Below are 16,621 nucleotides of genomic sequence, written 5' to 3' on the forward strand. Positions count from 1 at the left end.
ACCCGGGGCGCGTCTAGGTGATGTTGTATCTTGGGGCCAGACAGGCGTTCCACGCCTTGCCGCGCTTCGTGCCCGGCTCGTCCCGTGCGGTTCCCGGCGTGCGACGAACTGCGTTTCTTCGCACGCCGGGAGAGCGGGATCAGAAGCGGAAGGTCACGTAGGTCGCGCCGTAGAAGAGGTCGCGCCCCGGTTTGAAGGCGTCGGCCAGGTCACTGTAATTGGTGTAGAAACCGATGGTGGTGAACGGATTGAGGGCATAGCGGCCCGAGACCGAATAGCGCGTCGCGAAGTAGCGCGCGTCGCTCGAATCGCCGCTGCGGATCACCGCGCCGCCCAGCGAATAGACCGCATCGTGCACCGAGGTGCGCCAGAGCCCGGCCATCGAGAGATTGAGCGACAGCCCCTGGGCGGGGGCGAGGCCGAGCGAGGGCTGGAGGATGGTGAGGTTGTGGGGGCCAAGGTCGCCGTTGTAGGTCAGCGGGCGCGGGAACAGCGGGCCATAGGTGCCCAGCTTCCCGTCGTTGGGGTCCTTGTCGCCCGAACCGAGGTCAAAGCGCAGGCCCAGCTGCGGCTTCCACGGCGCCTTGAACGAGTAGGAGCCCTGCGCGGTCAGATAGTACGCGTCGATGTCGCGCGGGCCGTTGGTGCCCCACTGGCGGATGCCTTCGAGGCTGTAGTTCCAGCGGCCGTCGATCCCGGCCAGGCGCAGCGAAAGCGTGCGGCGTTCGTCGCGCGCAGCCGGGTCCACGCTGTCGAACCCGCGCAGCGCGTCGGTCGCGACGTAGATCGCTTCCACGCGGCCCGAGTGCGCGCCCTTGCCAAAGCCGTAGCCCGCGTTGAGACCCCACAGGTCATAGTCGGTGTTGGTGGCATCATCGAAGGAGCCCTTGCGCTCGGTCACCGGGTGGCCGATCATGAAGCCCCCGTCGATGCGGCCCGCCTTGCCGATCACGCGCACCAGGTCGAGCGAGCGGCGGGTGTTGGCGCCCTCGCGCATGTCGAACACGGTATAGCCGCCAAGGCCCACTTCCTGACGCCCGACGCGGGCCTTGATCTCGCCCGAACCGATCGGCACGCGCGCTTCTAGGAAAGCCTGGTTGAAGTCGGCGCGGCCCTCGTCGATGGTCGCCTCGACGGACTCGAGGCCGGAGGTGGTGGCGTGCTCGATATCGACAAAGGCGCGCAGCGAGGCGCTGTCCTGCCGCCCGATATGGACATCGCCCCAGAGGCGCGCGCGGATCTGGAAATTGCCGTCATCGTCCTGGGGACCCGCTCCGAAACGCTCGCCCGGGCGCAGTTCGCCGCGCAGGCGCAGTTCGCCGCCCAGCGTGCCGTAGACGTCGGGCGCGATGGGGATGTACTTCAGTTTGGTCCACAGGTTCGCATCGCGCACGTCCCGGAAACTGGCGTAGTTTTCCTCGTGGTTGATCGGGTGGAAGGCCGGGTCGGGCTCCTGCAGAACGCGTCCGTCCCAGGTGACGATGGGGGCCCACGCCCCCTGCGGCAGCTGGGTGGTATCGGCGGACGCCTTGTCCTGCGGGATCGGCAGCGGCGCGGGGATGGGAACGGGCTGGCGTGGTTCCTGCTCTTGCGCCTGCTCCTGAGGCGCGGGCGCAGCCGACGCAGCTCCACTGGCAAGCACCAGCGGTGCCATGAATGCGATCATCTTGAACTCTCCCGAAAGGTCTCGTCCCGGTTATCCGGGTTGGCGCGCGGTCCTGTCTTTTGAAGGCCGGGGCGCGGTGGGTGCCGGGGGGCGGCGGTGAAGGGCGAAGGTCTGAAGCAGGTGGACCGCGATCCCGAAGACGAGGCCCCACAGCGCCGCGCCCAGACCGAACAGCGTGAGCCCCGAGGCCGAAACCGCGAAAGTAACGAGCGCGCCGTCGCGCCCGTCCTCGGCTTTCAGCGCCGCGCTCAGCGATCCGGCGACAACGGGGAAGAGGGCAAGGCCTGCCAGCGCGGCGATGAGGAATTCGGGCAGCAGCGCAAAGAGCGCGAGCACGGTCGAGGCGAAGGCGCCGAAGACAAGGTAGGTCACCCCGCCCGCGACCCCGGCGACGTAGCGCTTTTCCTTTTCGGGATGCGCCTCTTCGCCCAGGCAGATCGCGGCGGTGAGCGCGGCAAGGTTGAGGCCGTGGCACCCGAAGGGCGCGAGCACGACCGAGGTGATCGCGCTTGCCGAAATCAGCGGGCGCGCGGGGGGATGCTCGAAACCGGCGGTGCGCAGGACCGCGATCCCGGGCAGGAACTGGCCGGTCAGCGCAACCACGGCCAGCGGCACCGCGATGTTGGCGGCTGCGGCAAGGTCGAAACGGGGCGTCGTCCAGACCGGCAGGGTGAGACTGGGCGTTGCAATGGTGCCCGAAAGCGAACCGGTGAGCGCGCACAGGGTCACGCCCACCACCAGCACGGCCACGACGGCATAACGCGGCGAGACGACGCGCCCGGCAAAGAAGGCGCCCATCATTGCCACCACCGTCAGGGGGGCCTCGGGCAGGGTGCCGACCATGTCGATCACGAAACGGAACAGGATGCCCGCCAGCATGGCCGCAGTGATCGCGGGGGGCAGGCGGCGGGTAAGCTGGTCGAAGGCGCCCGAGATGCCGACCAGGAAGACCGCGACATTGGCGACGATATAGGCGCCGATGGCGGTCGCAAAGTCGGTCTGGGGCAGCATGGTGACCAGGAGAGCGGAGCCGGGCGCCGACCAGGCGATGACGATCGGCACCTTCCAGCGCAGGCTGAGCACGATGCCCAGCACCCCGCTGCCGATCGAGATCGCCCAGACCCAGGAGGCCACCAGCGGTTGTTCCAGGCCTGCAGAGGCCTGGAACACGATGACCAGCGGTCCCGCGTAGGAAATGGTGGTGGCGATGATCCCGGCGAGAATCGTCGGCAGCCAGGTAAGATGCCGAAGGGGCATGGAATTCTCCTTGGGCGGGCTCAGGCAGTGAGCGCGCGTTCGGGGGTATTAGGGGCGGGGCTGGCCGTGGTGGCGGCCACCGTTGCCGCCGCCTGGCGGCGCAGGCTCAGGGTGAAGAGCGCGGTTGCGGCCACCGAGATGAAGCCCGGCACGGCGAAGGCGACGAAGTTCCAGCCCATCGGCAGCTGCGCGGAGAGGAGAATGCCGCCCAGCATGGGCCCGACAATGGCGCCCACGCGGCCCATGCCCGACGCCCAGCCCAGGCCCGTCGAGCGGACCGAGAGGGTGTAGAACTCCGCGACGCAGGCGTAGAGCAGGATCTGCGTGCCGGTGGTGCCTGCGCCCGCGATGAAGATCAGCAGGTAGAGGACGGGCATCGGGCTGTTGAGGCCCAGAAGCATGAGGCAGGCCGAGCCGAGCGCGAAGTAGGCCATGACCACGCGCGGCAGGCCGAAGCGGTCGGCAAGGCGTCCGCCCGAGATCGCCCCGAACATGCCCCCGAAGCTGAGCGCGAGGAGGAAGGAGAGGCTGGAGCCCAGCGAATAGCCCGCGCTGACCATGAGCTTGGGCAGCCAGGAGCTGAGCCCGTAGACCATGAGGAGGCAGCAGAAGAACGACAGCCACATCGCGAAGGTGCCCAGCGCGCGGCCCTGGCGGAACAGTTCGCCAACCGAGGTCGAAGCGCCCTTGGCCTCGTGGTATTCGAGCGGGGCGTCGGCGGGCAGGTTGGCCTCGGGCGCCAGCTGGCGCAGGTGCGCGCGGGCGGTCTCGATTTCGCCCTTGCGGATGAGGAAGCCGATGGATTCAGGCAGCGCCTTCAGGATCAGCGGCAGGCAGACGAGCGGCACCGCGGCAGCGAAGAACATCGAGGGCCAGCCGAAGGCGGGCAGGAGGTAGATGGCGAGCCCGGCCGCGACCATGCCGCCCACCGCATAGCCGCTGAACATGAGCGCGACGAGCGTGGAGCGGATGCGCTTGGGGGCATATTCGTTGGTGAGCGCAACCGCGTTGGGCATGAGGCCGCCGCAGCCAAGGCCGGCGGCAAAACGCAGCAGCCCGAAGGTGAGCGGGGTCGTCACGAAGCCGTTGAGGAAGGTGGAGGCGCTGAACAGGGTGAAGCACAAGGTGATGCAGGTCTTGCGCCCGATGCGGTCGCCGAGCGGCCCGAAGACGAGCGCGCCGCCCATCATGCCGAACAGCGCCCAGCTGGCGAGCGAGCCCGCCTCGGTCGGGCTGAGGCCCCATTCGTCCATCAGGCGCGGCAGGACCGCGCCGTAGATGAAGACGTCGTAGCCATCCACGACGAGCAGGATGGCTCTGTTGCAAAGATTGGCGGCAGTCAGAGGTAGGCTGTCGCTCTGCGCCGATCAGGCGGCTGCTGCGAAATGGTGGTTGAGCATGCCCATGGCCTCCGTCAGCGCCGAGGGCCCAATGCCAAAAGCTCTCTCCACAAGGCGCACCTCGCCCCTGATGCCGGGCTGCAGGCACCAGGGGCGAGCCTGTCCTTTGCGCAGGGCTCGCATGACTTCGAATCCCTTGATCGTGGCATAGGCCGTGGGGATCGATTTGAAACCGCGCACCGGCTTGATCAGTATCTTGAGCTTTCCGTGATCGGCCTCGATCACGTTATTGAGATACTTCACCTGCCGGTGGGCCGTCTCCCGGTCCAGCTTTCCTTCGCGCTTCAATTCGGTGATCGCTGCACCATAGCTCGGCGCTTTGTCGGTATTGAGCGTGGCAGGCTTTTCCCAGTGCTTCAGGCCTCGCAGGGCCTTGTCCAGGAACCGCTTCGCTGCCTTGGCGCTGCGGGTCGGCGACAGGTAGAAATCGATCGTGTCGCCCCGCTTGTCGACTGCCCGGTACAGGTAGGTCCACTTGCCCCGCACCTTGACGTAGGTTTCATCCAGGCGCCAGCTCGGATCAAAGCCACGCCGCCAGAACCAGCGCAGCCGCTTCTCCATCTCCGGGGCGTAGCACTGGACCCAGCGATAGATCGTCGTATGGTCGACCGAAATGCCGCGTTCCGCCAGCATTTCCTCAAGGTCGCGATAGCTGATCGGATAGCGACAATACCAGCGCACCGCCCACAGGATCACATCACCCTGGAAATGGCGCCACTTGAAATCCGTCATCGTTCCGTCCGTCCAATCTCCGCCAAGCATGCTCAAGCTTCACGATTTTTGCAACAGAGCCAGCTGGTGGCGGTCGTGGTCATGGCTCGAAGGTCTCGACGTCTAGCGGGAAAGAAACAAGGCAGGTGCGGCGAGGCCCTGCACAGGCGGCACGACTATGCCTCCCGCGCAGGGCCTCGCCGAGGGCGATCAGAATTCGCTCATCAGGCGGCCAAAGCCCATCAGGCGGTCCTGGATGCCATTGGCGCGCAGCGCGTGCCAGTAGGTTGCGGTGTTGATCGCGATGACCGGCTTGCCCAGGTACAGCTCGGCCGCCGCCGCCGCGCGGATGCCCGAGATGTTGGTGCCCACCTGGATCAGCGCGTCCACGTCATCGCCGTCGAGCGCCTTGAAGGTGTCGATGGTGCGGCGCTCCTCGACTTCGGCGATGGCGAGCCAGGACGGGCACTGCAGCGCGATGTCGCGCACCGTCTCGTAGCCGTGGTCGGCCAGGAAGTTCTTCACTTCGGCATTGGCGGTCGGGAAGTAGGGCGAGAAGAACGCGACCTTCCTGATCCCCGGCCCATAGGCCTTGAGCGCGGCGACGACCGAATCCGCGCCGGTCGAAACGCCCAGCCCCGAAATCTCCTCGACGTTGCGGCGCCACGTGTCGGCCCCTTCCGCGCCGCCGAAGAAGGTCACCGCCGACATGCCCATGACGAGGTAGTCGGGTGCGCAGGTGAGCACGCCCTTGACCGCGTCCACGGTGTTATCGCTGATCTCCCAGGCGCCCGCCATGAAGGTCTCGTTGGAGACCGCCTTGGCGTTGTCGACGACGATGCGGCTGTAGTGGTTGGTGACCCCGGGCACGCGCAGGTCGTCGAAATCGGGCTGGACGCTGGTGTTGGTCGAAGGGCCCAGGACGCCGAACTTGCGGCGGAAGCCCAGCTGGTCGCGGTTCACGCGTCCGGGTACAGTATCGATGCTCATGCAATTTTCTCCGCGTCGGCCAGACTTTGGACCATGGCCTGTTTCAGAAGGTATTCGCGGCGCCTGCCCGGATCGTTGGCGATCCCGGCCATGCGTGCGAGGCGGGCGGCGTGGGCCTCTCCCGGAGCGTGCTCCATGAAGGCCTTGGTGATCCCGCGGCGCTGGCGGTCGAAGAGCGAGACGACACGCTGGTGCCCGCGGTAGATCTTGCGGAAGGTCGTCACCACGGGCGTACCGGGCACGATCCGCGCGAAGACGTCGGCCATCAGAACTTCGGTCGCCCGCACGCACATCCCCTGTCGTGGCGTATCTCGCTTTTCGAGCCCCGGGGATGCGGGCCGGGCCTGCGTGATGCCAGCTTCGGGGAATGCGATGTTCGTGAAATGAACAATTCGGCTTGCATGTCTCGCCCGAAACACGACAAGATGTCCTCCATTCCAGAACAATAAAACCTGAAAACCGAGAAGCTATTGACCGCCGATTCATCGATACGCGTGATTGGACGCGCGCTGGAAATCCTGCGCGTCATCAATCTGAAGGGCTCGCCCAGTCTCTCCGAGATCCAACGAGCGGTGGACCTGCCCTATCCCACCGTGCTGCGGCTCGTGCGCGCGCTCGTGGAGGAGGGCGTGGTGGAGCGCGAACCCTCGCGCAAGCGCTACCGCCCGACCCCGCTCGTCCAGGCGCTGTCCTACGGCTTCCAGGGCCACGACGCGCTCGTCACCGCCGCGCGCCCGCACATCGAGGCACTGACCGGCATCGTCCACTGGCCGATCAGCGTGGTCACCCGCATGGGCAACATGATGGTCGTGCGCGATTCCACCAGCACCCAGACCCCGCTGACCTTCAACCACTATTACCCCGGCTGGCAGGTGCCGCTGATCCAGTCGGCCTCGGGGCGGGCCTATCTGGCGCACGCCACGCCCGATTCGCGCGCCTCGCTGATCCGCCACGTGGAAGCGACCGGCTCGGAAGGCGACGTGCAGATGCTGCGCGTCTTCGAGAGCAGCGGCGAGGCCGAGAAGATCCGCAAGCAGGGCTATGTCGCGATCTCGCGCACCGCCTATTCGGCCAATCCGGGGCGCACATCCTCCTTCGCGGTGCCCATCTTCGAGGGCGAGAACCTGCTCGGCACGCTGACGCTGGTGTTCTTCGCCACGGCCATGACACTCGAGGATGCGCTGGCCAAGTACCTCGACCCGGTGCTCCAGACCGCGCGGCGCATTGGCGAGGACATGGGTCGCAGCGTGCCCGCAGGCGCCGCCTGATCGGCTCCCTCCCGCCCCACTTCCATCCGGGCCGGGCCGAGGACCCGGACGAAAAAATGTTCGCGGCGCGATCATCGAGGTCTCACGGCTCGCCGCCGGGCACCGGCCACGTCAGTCTTTGCTCCAAGCCAACAAGGCACCAGATCCAGGCTCGAGAAGCGGAGACAACATGACGGACGGGTTCGATATCATCGTGGTCGGGGCAGGCACGGCCGGCGTTCCTGCAGCGGCCGCGGCCGCCGCGCGCGGGCTCAAGGTCGCGCTGGTGGAGGCTGCGGATGACATCGGCGGCACGCTGGTCCTCTCGGGCGGCTCGATCAGCGCGGCGGGCACGGCGATGCAGCGCGCCGCGGGCGTGGCCGACGATGCCGACACCCACTTTGCCGACGCCATGCGCATCAACCACGGCACGGGCGACCACGTGCTGCTGCGCGACTGGATCGAGCGCGCGCCCGAAGCCATCGACTGGCTGCTGGAATCGGGCTGGACCTGCACCCCCTTCGAGCCCGTCTTCGCGCCCGAGCATGATCTCTACACGACGCCGCGCACCTACCGCAGCACCGAGCAGGGCTTCTCGCTCATCAGGGCCTACCGCAACGCGATTGCGCCCGCCATTGCGGCCGGGAACCTGGAACTCTTCCTCGAAACCCGGGTCGAGGACGTGATCGTCGAGGACGGCGTCGCCAGGGGCGTTGTCGCCACTCACAAGGGCGAGGAAATTCGCCTCAAAGCCAGGGCCGTGGTGCTCACCACCGGCGGCTTTGGCGGCAGCAAGGAGCTGTGGCAGGAGATCCACGGCGTGGTGCCGCTGCGCTACCACATCGACACCGTGGTCGGCGACGGCCTCAAGCTGGCGCGCAAGGCGGGCGGCACGAGCTGGTTCGAGGACACCCTGCTCCCGTCCTTTGGCGGCACGCGCGACCTCGGCGCTCCGGCGGCCGCCTGGGTCCACACGGTGATCGTGCCCAGCGTGCGCCAGCCCTGGGAAGTCTACGTCAACGCCGAGGGCGAGCGCTTCATGCCCGAGGACGAGCCCATCATCGATTCGCGCGAACGCGCCATCATGCGCCAGTCCGACTGGTCGTTCTGGGTGATCTACGACGAGGCCATCCGCAGTGAGGCACCGCCGCTCTTCAAGTGGGAACCGGAAAAGCTCGAACAGCTCTTCGAAGGCTTTGACGAAGACTACGTGCGCGCCGATAGCCTGGAAGAACTCGCCACGCGCTGCAAGCTGCCCGTCGGCACCTTCACCCAGACCATCGACACCTACAACCGCGGCCAGAAGGTCGGCTCGGACATGTTCAAGCGCCAGCACCTGCCCGCCCCGATCGCAAATGGCCCGTTCTACGCGGTGCGCCACTACGGCTATTCGATCACCTGCTACCCGGGCATCCAGGTCGACCATGACCTGCGCGTCACCGGCGCGAACGGCGAGGCCATTGAGGGCCTCTACGCTGCGGGCGAGGCCATCGGCATTGGTTTCCTCGGCCACTCGTTCCTGAGCGGCGCCATCGTCTCGAGCGCGGTCACCTTCGGGCGCAAGCTCGGCCAGACGCTGCTCGCCTGATGGCTGCGGGCAGCACCGCCAGCCCTCCGCGCCGGGGCTATGTCGACGGCCCCTTCGGGCAGATCCACTACCGCCGTACCGGCACGGGCCGCCCGCTCGTGCTGGTGCACCAGGCGGCGATGGACAGCCGCCAGTTCACAGCGGTCTATGGCCTCCTCGCCGAGGCGGGCTTCGATGCCATCGGCATCGACCTGCCCGGCTTTGGCAACTCGGACTGCCCGCCCTTCCCGCCGCGCGTCGAGGACCTTGCGGCCAGCATCGTCGCAGCCATCGACGCGCTCGGGCTCGAGCGCTTCGACATGGCCGGGCACCACACCGGCGCGATGGTCGCGACCGAAGTGGCGCTGGCCCTGCCCGAACGGGTCCAGCGCCTGGTCCTCAACGGCCCGATGCCGCTGACCGACGCCGAGCGCAGCGCCTTCTTCGCCGACAAGCATCTGCGCGAAAAGGAAATCGTCCCCAAGCCCGGCGGCCAGCATTTCGCCGAGTTCACCGCGATCCGCGAACGCCTCGTGGCAGGCAGCCTTCCTCTCGAGACCGTCAACAGCTACGTCCTTCAGGCTCTGGGGGCCCCCTCGCCGTTCTGGTACGGGCACAACGCCGGCTTCCAGTACCGCCACGAGGACAGCCTGCCGCGCCTTGCCTGCCCCACGCTGATCCTCACCAACACCGGCGACCAGATCTACGCACACGCCCAGCGCGCCCGCGCCCTGCGCCCGGACATGGCCTACGCCGAATTGGAGGGCGGCGGCGTCGATATCATCGACCAGCAGCCCGAAGCCTGGACGAAGACCCTGACGGAGTTCCTCACCTGATGCGACACGAACCGGACACCTCCTTGCCCCGAGCCTCCGGTGGCTTGGATCGCCGCCGGTTCGTCTCGCTCTCGGCCACGGCCCTGGTGCTCGGCATCATGGCCCCGAAGCTGGCCCGGGGCGCCGCGACGGACACCCCGACAAGGCGCGCAGCGGACGCCCCCCACCTGGCCAGCCCGTTCCTGAGCATCGATGCACAGGGCACCGTCACCGTCTTTGCCAAGCACCTCGACATGGGGCAGGGCATCTGGACGGGGCTCGCCACGATCCTTGCCGAGGAACTCGATGCCAACTGGGAGCAGGTCCGCGTGGAAGGCGCGCCCGCACGTCTCCCCGACTATGTCCACCTCGACTACGGCGCGCAGACCACCGGCGGCTCCACCTCGATCGCACAAAGCTGGCTGCAGCTGCGCGAAGCCGGGGCGAACGCGCGCGCCATGCTGGTTGCCGCCGCCGCCGCGCGCTGGCAGGTTCCCGCAGCCGACATCACGGTCGCACAAGGCGTGGTTCGCTCTGGAGAGCGCAGCGCCCATTTCGGCGAACTCGCCGCCGAGGCCGGAGCCCAGGACGTGCCCGAGGCCAGCCCCAAGCCGCGCGACGCCTACAGCCTCGTCGGCCAGCGCGGGCTGGGTGCGCTCGATGCGCGCGCCAAGTCGACCGGGCGCCAGCTCTACGCCATCGACGGGGGCTGGCCCGGCCTCAAGGTTGCGCTGCTGGCCCGCCCGCCGCGCCTTGGCGCGCGCATCGCGCGCTTCGATGCCAGCGCCGCGATGGCCATGGCCGGAGTGCGCGCGGTCGTTGAAATTCCAGGCAGCCTTGCCGTTGTCGCGGATGGCACCTGGCAGGCGATGAAGGCGCGCGACGCGCTCGACATCACCTGGGACGAAAGCGCGGCCAGCACCACCAGTTCGCAAGGCTACCTCGACACCCTCTCCGAGGCGATGGACAGCGCCGAGCCCGAGTTCAGCGAGGAGCGCGGCGACAGTGCGGCAGCCTTTGCCAAGGCCGCGCAGGTTCTCGAAGCGGAGTTCACCTTCCCCTCCCTCGCCCACGCGCCGATGGAGCCGCTGACCTCGATGGGGCGGATCGAAGACGGGGAATGTTACCTGCGCGCCGGTTTCCAGTCGCAGACGATCAACCAGCAGGCCGCCGCCGAGATCCTGGGCCTGCCCACCGAGAAGGTCCATCTCGAGACGATTGCCGCAGGCGGCAGCTTCGGGCGGCGCGCGGCCGCGGATTCGGACTGGATCCGCGAACTGGCGCAGGTCCTCAAGGCGACGCAGGGGCACTGGCCGATCAAGCTGATGCGCACGCGCGAGGACGAGATGGCCGCCATGCGCTACCGCCCGCAAGCGCTTCACCGCCTGCGCGCCGCGCTCGATGCCACGGGGCGCCCCACTGCCATCGAGCATGGCATCGGGGGCGAAGGCGTGTTTCCGCATCTCCTCAAGATCGCCCCCGAGGTCCATCGTTTCAGCGTGATCCTGGGCAATGCCTTTGCGCAGTACGATTTTCCGGCGGGCCGCCTCGACTGGTGGCGCGCCGATCTCGACATCCCGGTGGAGACCTACCGGGGCATCGCCAACAACCATACCGCACCCACCAAGGAGATCTTCCTCGAGCGCCTTGCCCGCGCGGCGAAGACCGATCCGGTCGCCTTGCGACTTGGCCTCCTTGCCGAGCGCCCCCGTACCGCCGCGGTCCTGCGCCGGGCCGCCGCGATGGTGGACTGGGATAGCCCTGCACCCGAGGGGATCACCCGGGGCGTCGCGGTGCAGTTCGCCGATGAGACCCACATCGCCCAGATCGCCGAAGTCTCCGGCACGCCCGAGGACTACCGCATCGAGAGGATCGTGTGCGCGGTGGACCTGGGCCTTGCCATCAACCCGGACATCGTGCGCGCGCAGATCGAGGGCGGCATCGCCTTTGCGCTCTCCAACACCTTCGTCAGCGAACTGACAATCGAGAACGGCGCGGCCGTGCAGTCGAACTTCCACGACTACCCGATCCAGGGCATGTACGACATGCCGCGCCGGATCGAGGTGGCCATCGTGGACAGCCAGGAGCCCCCGACCGGCATTGGCGAGCCGGGCTCGCTGCTGGCAGGCGCCGCCGTCATCAACGCGCTCGAACGCATGGGCGCAAAGCCTGTGACGTCGTTCCCCTACCGCCCGGTCTGAGCTCGCGGTCGGCCGCCCCGACAGCGCCCACGAAAAACCCCGGCGGTTCGCACACCGCCGGGGTTTTTCGTGGGACAGTCCAGGGAGGGAGCCGTAGCCCCCTCCCCTCGCGCATCAGAAGTCGTAGCGGACGCGCAAGCCCCAGGTGCGCAGCTGGGGCAGGCCCACCACCATCGTGTCGTAGGTGGCAAAGCTCTGCGCCGGGTTCGCCAACTCCCAGTTGGGCTGCACGCTGGTATAGGTCTTGTTGTTGAAGGCGTTGGTGACAAAGCCCTCGAAGCTGAGACCGTCCGAGCGCAGGCCCAGGCGGAAGTTGACGACGGCGGCATCGTCGGTCTTCGCGTAGTTGCCTTCGCTGGCGTAGACGCCCGACTTGTAGGTGAACTCACCCCGGCCATAGACCGAATAGTCGCCCATCGACGGCACCGGCACGGCATATTCCGCCCAGCCCTGCAGCGAGTACTTCGAGGTGAACGGCAGGCGGTTGCCCGTCGCGTCGCCGTCGCCGGTCATCGTCTGGCAGAAGGCGCACGAGCCGCGCTTGATCGTGCTGTCGTTGATCGCGCCAGCCAGGAACATCGTCAGCTCGTCGGTCGGACGCGCGGTCATCTCCAGCTCGAGCCCCTTGAGGTCGACGCGGCCCTGGTTGGTGAAGACCGAGACATAGAGCGGCGTGTCGTTGGGCCGCGGGATGAGGAGCGTCGTCTCGGTGATCTTGTCGGACCAGATGTCGTAGTAGACATCGCCGGCAAAGATCAGGCGGCCATTGAACAGGCTGCCCTTGAAGCCGGCCTCGAAGTTGTCGAGGATTTCCGGCTTCACGCCGTGGGTGACGCCCTGCGCTTCGAGGTCCGCGGCGTACTCGGGGGGGACCGAAAGCAGCGGGTCGATGCCCAGCCCCGGGTTCACGCCGCGCGAATAGGTCGCATAGAGCATGAGGTCCGGGTTGGGCTTGTACTGCACGCTGATGCGCGGGAGGAAGTTATTGTAGGTCTTCTCGTAGCCGATCACGTCGGTCGCGCCGTCCCGGCTCATGATCGTGTCGGACTGGTAGCGCCCGTCGAGGTCGATCGTGATGGTGTCGGTCAGGTCATAGGACAGCCCGAAGAAGCCGCCCCAGGTCTCGTTCTCGCTGGTCGAGGAAAAGTCCGAGGACAGCCCGCTGAAGAAGTAGAGCTGCGCGTAGCCTTCATAGCCCTTGGCCCACAGGTAGCTGCCGCCCGCCATCCAGCGCAGGCGCGCGTCGGGATCGGAGGAGACCCGGAATTCCTGCGAGAAGTCCTTCTGGCGGTGCTGGATCGTGAAGGGCCAGTCGGTGTTCTCCATCGCGAACTCGTCGTTCGTGAAGGTGTTTTCATAGGGCGAGGCGACGCCCGTGATGGGATAGAGAACGGTCCAGGAATTGCGGTTGAGCCCGGTCATGCTGGTCAGGCTGATGCCGCTGTCGGTGACGTATTCGACCGTCGCGCTGAAATGGTTGCTGTCGCGCACCATGCCGTAGTGGTCGATGTTCTCGTCCTGCGACATGATCGGCGAATAGTTGGCGAACATCTCCTGGAGACCCGGCGTGATCTGGGTGTTCGCGCTCGGCTGGCCGGGTAAGAGGTCGGGCAGCTGCCCGCAGAAGAAGGGATTGCCGCCGATCTCGCAGTTGGCCTGCTCGGGCAGCAGCACGCCGGTCGCGCCCGCGCCGTCATCGTCGTGCGCGATCATGCCGAAGAGCTTGACCGAGAGATTGTCGGTCGGCGTGAAATCCAGCTGGAGCGAGCCGCTGCGGGTCGACTGGTCGCCCAGCATCTCACCGGGCATCGCGTTGTTCTTCCACGACCCGTCGCGGGTGAAATAGCGCCCGCTCGCCCGGAACGAGAGCACGCCCGGCACGATCGGACCGCCCACCGCGCCGCGCAGGTCCAGGTAGTCGCGCGAGCCGCCAAGGGCGCTGACGTAGCCGGTGAAGTAGTCGGTCGGCTGCGCGGTCACCATGTTGATCGCGCCGGCAAAGGTCTGGCGGCCGAAGTAGGCGCTCTGCGGGCCCTTGAGCACTTCGACATGGTCGAAATCGAAGATGCCCGTCACCGTGCCATCGGAAATGGGAACACCGTTGACGAACGTCGAGCTTGTCCGGTTGCCACGGCTGGGCGCCATGCCGCGAATGATGAGCGCGGTCTGGCTGCGGTCCGAACGCGCCGAGCCGGCAATCGAGTTGTTGAGATTCATGCCCGGCGTGATCGCGGTCAGTTCCTCGACCGTCTGCACGTTGAGCGCGTTGAGGTCCTCGCCCGAATAGGCGCTGATCGCCACGGGCACATCGAGCGCGCTTTCCGAGCGCTTGCGCGCGGTCACGGTAATGACGCCCGGCGTGCGCGTCGCGGTCTCGTCCTCGGCGGCCGTCGGCGCTTCCTGCGCCCATGCCGTGCCGCCGCTCGCCATCATGAGCGGCGCCAGCGCCATCGCGCTTGCCAGCAGCGTGTTCCTGGTCCTGATCTTCATGCTTCCCCCTGGTGTCGTCGTTGTTGTCGGTGGGCCGCCCCGTTTCCCCGGCAGAAGGCATGCCCCCATGCATGCCTTCTGCCCGGAAGCTCCCCCGAGCCCGGCCTCGTGACCGGACGGGGACGAAAACGCGGCGGCGCCCTCGTGAAAGCTGCTTGGCTTTGTCCGCGGGATCGACGGCGAACGCCCAAAATGTCCACGCCACGAATGTTTGTGGGTGGCCGGGGATTCAGGACCATTCTATCTATCTGAACTAAAGCGATATAATTTAGCACACCTTTTGCAGGTGCCGCCGCGGCAAAGTCCGCGAACGCACGCCAGAGCGCACGCGCAAAAGCGCGTTAACCTTGGCGTTCGAAGAGCGGATAGGGCTACCCGCCACGCGGATAGGGAGACCCGCTGGCGCCTCGCGCTCCGCCCCGGAGCAAGGCCGCGATTCGCCGCATCACGCGGGCCTGATCCTCAGGGGGGTGGAAAAAGTACCGACTTTCGCAGCCCGCCCCGATCCCTATGCAGGGGAAAACACCTGAGGAAGAGGAGAGGAACTATGGCCCAGGACGCAATCCGCATGGACGGGAAGGTCGCCATCGTCACCGGCGGCGCGGGCGGGATCGGCGGCGCGACCGCGCGCCTTCTGACCGCGCGCGGGGCAAAGGTCGTCATTGCCGACATTGCCTTTGCGCGTGCGATAGATCTCGCACGCGAACTGCCCGGCGCGCATGCCCTCGAGGTCGATCTGGAAGACCCGCAGTCGGTCGAGAACATGGTCGAGGAAACGCTCGCGCACTTCGGGCGCCTCGACGTACTGCACAACAACGCCGCGCTGCTCGGCCCCGACGTCGCGCTCGCCGATACCGATGTCGAGAGCATGGACACCGCGTTCTGGGACCGTACCTTCGCGATCAACGTGCGCGGCACCATGATCGCCTGCCGCACCGCGCTGCCGCACCTGCGCGCGAGCAAGGGCAACATCGTCAACACGGTCACCAACCTCGCCCTGCAGGGCCACATCGTGCAGGCCGCCTATTCCTCCTCGAAGGCCGCGATCATCCAGATGACGCGCGCCATCGCGGCAAGCCACGGCGTCCATGGCGTGCGCTGCAACGCGGTTGCCCCGGGAATGACGGTCACGCCCTCGCTGCTCGAAGCCTTCCCCGCAGGCCTTCGGGAAGCTGTCGAGGCCGAGACCCTGCGCGACCGGCTTGGCGCGCCCGAGGACATTGCCGAGGCGGTGGCGTTCCTCGCCTCGGACGCGGCGCGCAACGTGACGGGCGAAGTGCTGGTCTGCGATGGCGGGAGCGCCAGCCACGTCCCCGGCCTCGCCCCGTTCCGTGCCTTCCTGGCCGCAGGCGGCTGAGGCCGGCACGCACGAGAGCCCCGCCGATAGACAGGTTCGGCGGGGCTCCTGGCCTTTGTCTCATGCGAACGCCGGTCAGGCAGTCTCCAGCAGCATCGTCGCCGCCGCCGTGTTCGAGATCGGGATGTGGTAGTTGCGGTGCGTCTCGCGCGCAGGCGCCGCGCCCAGCGCGCCGCGCGCCGCGATCCAGTTGAGGATCTCCACCCCTTGCGAGCCCGACTTGCGCACGATCTCCTTCGTGCTGTCGACGCAGATCGCTTCCGGGTTGGCGGCCAGGCTGTCCATGCAGAAGCGGTCGTAGTCGGGATTGACGAAGCCCGCACGCTCGCCGTCCAGCTGGTGCGAGAGGCCGCCCGTACCGATCACCACGATCTTCTCGGCCCCTTGCCAGCTTGCCAGCGCGCGGTGGACGGCCTGGCCGAGCGCGAGACAGCGCTTGGCCGAAGGCAGCGGATACTGCACCGTGTTGATCGCGATCGGCACCAGCTTCAGGGGCCATTCCTGCGCGTCGGGATAGGCCAGCTCGAAGGGGATCGAGAGCGCGTGGTCGACCAGCATCGACTGGCAGGTCGTCACGTCGAACTCATCGCCCACCAGCTGCTCGATGATGTGCCAGCTGAGGTCCGGATGGCCCGCGAAGGACTTGAACAGCGGCAGGCCCCAGCCCTCGTCCTCGTTGCGGTATTCGTGCGCCGCGCCCACCGCGAAAGTCGGCATCTTGTCGAGGAAGAAGTTGAGGCCGTGGTCGTTGTAGAAGCACACCGCCACGTCGGGCCGCTCGGCCTCCAGCCATTCGCGCACGGGCGGGAAGCCGTCGAAGAAGGGCTTCCAGTAGGGCTCTTCCTGGTCGCCGCGCACGATGGCGCCGCCGATGGCGGGCACGTGGCTGGTGAAATAACCTCCGATGATCCGCGCCATGG

The 16,621-nt window shown here is 67.3% G+C and carries 13 protein-coding genes; 5 read left to right on the forward strand and 8 right to left on the reverse strand.

The genetic code is table 11. From position 1 onward, the window contains the following. Positions 1 to 139: 139 nt before the first annotated feature. The 6 genes from HT578_RS09465 to HT578_RS09490 form a co-directional block, all read right to left on the reverse strand. Positions 140 to 1,666 (reverse strand): alginate export family protein, encoded by a 1,527-nt coding sequence (locus HT578_RS09465; protein ID WP_213503738.1) that lies wholly within the window; start codon positions 1,664 to 1,666, stop codon positions 140 to 142. A 30-nt stretch (positions 1,667 to 1,696) separates the two neighbouring features. Further along, entirely contained in the window at positions 1,697 to 2,923 is a 1,227-nt protein-coding gene (locus tag HT578_RS09470) for a benzoate/H(+) symporter BenE family transporter (RefSeq protein ID WP_213503739.1), read from the reverse strand. A 20-nt stretch (positions 2,924 to 2,943) separates the two neighbouring features. Continuing rightward, on the reverse strand, positions 2,944 to 4,224 hold the full coding sequence (locus tag HT578_RS09475) for an MFS transporter (protein WP_239026573.1): 1,281 nt from the start codon (positions 4,222 to 4,224) through the stop codon (positions 2,944 to 2,946). 66 nt (positions 4,225 to 4,290) lie between these two features. After that, the gene (locus tag HT578_RS09480) at positions 4,291 to 5,055 is read right to left on the reverse strand and encodes an IS6-like element IS6100 family transposase (protein WP_015449415.1); all 765 of its coding nucleotides are present in this window, start codon (positions 5,053 to 5,055) and stop codon (positions 4,291 to 4,293) included. 189 nt (positions 5,056 to 5,244) lie between these two features. After that, positions 5,245 to 6,024, reverse strand: a complete 780-nt coding sequence (locus tag HT578_RS09485; protein WP_213503740.1) for a maleate cis-trans isomerase family protein — start codon at positions 6,022 to 6,024, stop codon at positions 5,245 to 5,247. Further along, complete coding sequence (locus HT578_RS09490) at positions 6,021 to 6,311, reverse strand: hypothetical protein (RefSeq protein ID WP_213503741.1); 291 nt, start codon at positions 6,309 to 6,311, stop codon at positions 6,021 to 6,023. The genes HT578_RS09485 and HT578_RS09490 overlap by 4 nt, the downstream gene beginning before the upstream one ends. A 183-nt stretch (positions 6,312 to 6,494) precedes the next feature. Here HT578_RS09490 and HT578_RS09495 point away from each other — a divergent pair, with 183 nt between their 5' ends. From HT578_RS09495 to HT578_RS09510, 4 genes are all read left to right on the forward strand, one after another. Further along, complete coding sequence (locus HT578_RS09495; protein WP_213503742.1) at positions 6,495 to 7,292, forward strand: helix-turn-helix domain-containing protein; 798 nt, start codon at positions 6,495 to 6,497, stop codon at positions 7,290 to 7,292. Between the two features lie 169 nt (positions 7,293 to 7,461). Further along, a complete protein-coding gene (locus HT578_RS09500; protein WP_213503743.1) occupies positions 7,462 to 8,859 on the forward strand; it encodes an FAD-dependent oxidoreductase in 1,398 nt (465 codons plus the stop codon). Continuing rightward, on the forward strand, positions 8,859 to 9,674 hold the full coding sequence (locus HT578_RS09505; RefSeq protein ID WP_213503744.1) for an alpha/beta fold hydrolase: 816 nt from the start codon (positions 8,859 to 8,861) through the stop codon (positions 9,672 to 9,674). The genes HT578_RS09500 and HT578_RS09505 overlap by 1 nt, the downstream gene beginning before the upstream one ends. Beyond that, complete coding sequence (locus HT578_RS09510; protein ID WP_213503745.1) at positions 9,674 to 11,854, forward strand: xanthine dehydrogenase family protein molybdopterin-binding subunit; 2,181 nt, start codon at positions 9,674 to 9,676, stop codon at positions 11,852 to 11,854. Before HT578_RS09505 ends, HT578_RS09510 begins: the two co-directional genes overlap by 1 nt. Positions 11,855 to 11,968: 114 nt before the next feature. On the opposite strand, the gene HT578_RS09515 is transcribed toward HT578_RS09510, so the two are convergent. Further along, the gene (locus tag HT578_RS09515; RefSeq protein WP_213503746.1) at positions 11,969 to 14,344 is read right to left on the reverse strand and encodes a TonB-dependent receptor; all 2,376 of its coding nucleotides are present in this window, start codon (positions 14,342 to 14,344) and stop codon (positions 11,969 to 11,971) included. A gap of 547 nt (positions 14,345 to 14,891) precedes the next feature. Between HT578_RS09515 and HT578_RS09520 the strand changes: the two genes are divergently transcribed. Then, entirely contained in the window at positions 14,892 to 15,701 is an 810-nt protein-coding gene (locus HT578_RS09520; RefSeq protein ID WP_213503747.1) for an SDR family NAD(P)-dependent oxidoreductase, read from the forward strand. A gap of 75 nt (positions 15,702 to 15,776) precedes the next feature. On the opposite strand, the gene HT578_RS09525 is transcribed toward HT578_RS09520, so the two are convergent. Beyond that, complete coding sequence (locus HT578_RS09525) at positions 15,777 to 16,619, reverse strand: class III extradiol dioxygenase family protein (protein ID WP_039390755.1); 843 nt, start codon at positions 16,617 to 16,619, stop codon at positions 15,777 to 15,779. Positions 16,620 to 16,621: the final 2 nt, after the last annotated feature.

It is taken from the genome of Novosphingobium decolorationis (assembly GCF_018417475.1).
In the GTDB taxonomy this organism is placed as follows: domain Bacteria; phylum Pseudomonadota; class Alphaproteobacteria; order Sphingomonadales; family Sphingomonadaceae; genus Novosphingobium; species Novosphingobium decolorationis.